This is a genomic window from Hydrogenophaga sp. (genome assembly GCF_051007235.1).
GTDB lineage: Bacteria > Pseudomonadota > Gammaproteobacteria > Burkholderiales > Burkholderiaceae_C > Hydrogenophaga.
Genome location: NZ_JBPCSJ010000418.1, coordinates 1 through 2,393 on the forward strand (window position 1 = coordinate 1; position 2,393 = coordinate 2,393).

Below are 2,393 nucleotides of genomic sequence, written 5' to 3' on the forward strand. Positions count from 1 at the left end.
GTGATCGACGGCCCGTTTGCTGAAGCCAAGGAGCTGATCGCGGGTTACACCCTGATCCAGGTGCGCTCGCGCGAAGAAGCCCTGGAGTGGAGCCTCCGCTTCCCGAACCCCGCCGGCAAGGGCAAGCCCGCCGTGATCGAGCTGCGACAGTTGATCGAGCTCGACGAGTTCCCGCCCAGCGCCGCGCTGGACCAGATGAAAGCCATCGACGGCATCGCCCCACAACCCTGAAGGAGAGCCCCATGTTTCGCCAGATCTTTGTCAACCTGCCCATCCAGGACATGGCCCGCTCGCAGGCCTTCTTCAAGGCACTGGGCCTCTCGTTCAACCCGCGCTTCACCAACGAGCAGGGCGCCTGCCTGGAGATCGGTGAAAACTTTTACGCCATGCTGCTGGTCCAGCCCTTCTTCCAGGGCTTTGTGCAGAAGCCCATCTGCGATGCGCACCAGAGCACCGAGGTCATCCTGGCCCTGTCGGTGGACAGCCGTGCCGAGGTGGAGGAGGTGATGCGCAAGGCCGTGGCCGCCGGCGCGACCCGGGGTCCGGAGCCCAAGGATCACGGGTTCATGGTCCAGGACGGTTTCGCCGATCTCGACGGGCACCAGTGGGAGGTGTTCTGGATGGATGAGTCGGCGGCGCCCGAGCAGATGTAGTCCGCGCGCGTGCACGTCACGGTCCACGACACCATCGCCGCCGTCTGGCGCATCGAGTCCGCCCGCATCACCGCGGCGGTGGTGCGGCGCGTGCGCGACGTCGGCGTGGCCGAAGCACTGGCGCAGGACGCGCTGGTGGCTGCGCTGGAGCGCTGGCCGCTGGACGGCCTGCCCGACAAGCCCGCGGCCTGGCTCATGACCACCGCCCTGAACCGCGCCCTCGACCTCCTGCGCCACCGCCAGATGGCCGACGCCCGGCATGGCGACATCGCCGCCGATCTGCAAGCGCTGGAGGCCCACGTGGTGCCCGACTTCAGCGATGCGCTGGACACCGCGCGCGAGCACGCCGCCATTGGTGACGACCTGCTGCGGCTGATGTTCACCGCCTGCCACCCGGTGCTGCCGCCCGAATCGCGCGTGGCGCTGGTGCTCAAGCTGCTTGGCGGGCTCTCCACCGCCGAGATCGCGCGCGCCTACCTGGTGCCCGAGGCCACCCTCGCGCAGCGCATCGTGCGCGCCAAGCGCATGCTGGCCGATGCCCAGGTGCCGTTCGAACTGCCGCCGCCCGGGCAGCTGGGCGAGCGCCTGGGTTCGGTGCTCGAAGTGGTCTACCTGGTCTTCAACGAGGGCTACACGGCGACCAGCGGCGCCGACTGGATGCGCCCCGCGCTGTGCGACGAGGCCCTGCGCCTGGGCCGCATGCTGGCCAGGCTGGCGCCGCAAGAGGCCGAGGTGCACGGCCTGCTGGCGCTGATGGAGATCCAGGCCTCGCGCGCCGCGGCCCGCACCGACCGCGACGGCCACCCCATCCTGCTGGCCGAGCAAGACCGCCAGCGCTGGGACCGGCTGCTGATCCGCCGCGGCCTGGCCGCGCTGGATCGTGCGCAGGCGCTGGGCCAAGCCGCGGGCCGCTACCGCCTGCAGGCGCAGATCGCGGCCTGCCACGCACGCGCGCCGAGCGCCGCCGCCACCGACTGGCCACAGATCGCCGCGCTCTACGCCGAGCTGATGCGGGTCGCGCCCTCGCCGGTGGTCGAGCTCAACCGTGCCGTCGCGGTGGGCATGGCACAAGGTCCGGCCGCGGGCCTGGCCATCGTCGAAACCCTGTTGCAGGACAAGGCCCTGCAGAGCTACCACTGGCTGCCCGCGGTGCAGGGCGACCTGCTGGACAAGCTGGGCCGGCGCGACGAAGCCCGCGCGGCGTTCCTGCGGGCAGCGGAGCAGGCGGGCAACGACCGGGAGCGGCAGGTCCTGATGGACCGCGTGAAACGCCTGGCGCCATAAAAAAGCCCCGGCCAGGGCCGGGGCAAAGAGGCACTCTTTCGAGCGGAGGAGTAAGGGGATGATCAGGCGCTGCGCTGCTGGATACCGGCCAGCACCCAGCCACCGCTGCCCGCCAGGGGCTTGGTCAGGTGCCAGACCTCGTTGATCTCGTCGGGCGCGCCGCCGTCTTCCTGCACGCGGCCGGTGAACAGCACGCTGACCACATAACGCGAACCGTCTTCGGCCACTTCCATCACGTCGGCGTTCAGTTCCATCACGCGGGTTTCCTGCGTGGCGCCGTTGCGCTCGCGGATGTCCATCTGGATCTCGGCGAACATTTCGGGCGAGGTGAACTCGCGGATGTCGTCCAGGTTGCCTGCGTCGTTGGACGCTTGCAGACGGATGAACTGCACCTTGGCGTTGCGCACGAAGCCGTTGACGTCAAAGTCGGCCGGGATGCTGGCGGCGGCCGGCACG

General features: G+C 69.8%; 4 protein-coding genes. 3 read left to right on the forward strand and 1 reads right to left on the reverse strand.

Features of this window, described 5'->3' with window-relative positions; genetic code table 11:
* The 3 genes from ACR2JA_RS14860 to ACR2JA_RS14870 form a co-directional block, all read left to right on the forward strand.
* The coding region (locus ACR2JA_RS14860) for a YciI family protein (RefSeq protein ID WP_434009856.1) at positions 1–231 on the forward strand (231 nt) is incomplete at its 5' end.
* An 11-nt stretch (positions 232–242) separates the two neighbouring features.
* Positions 243–653, forward strand: a complete 411-nt coding sequence (locus tag ACR2JA_RS14865) for a VOC family protein (RefSeq protein WP_434009857.1) — start codon at positions 243–245, stop codon at positions 651–653.
* Between the two features lie 9 nt (positions 654–662).
* Positions 663–1,937, forward strand: coding sequence for an RNA polymerase sigma factor (locus ACR2JA_RS14870; protein WP_434009858.1), 1,275 nt, complete (start codon positions 663–665; stop codon positions 1,935–1,937).
* Positions 1,938–1,999: 62 nt separating this feature from the next.
* Here the strand turns inward: ACR2JA_RS14870 and ACR2JA_RS14875 are convergent.
* Positions 2,000–2,393, reverse strand: a 394-nt coding sequence (locus tag ACR2JA_RS14875) for a Tim44 domain-containing protein (protein ID WP_434009859.1), incomplete at its 5' end; no start/stop codon positions are given.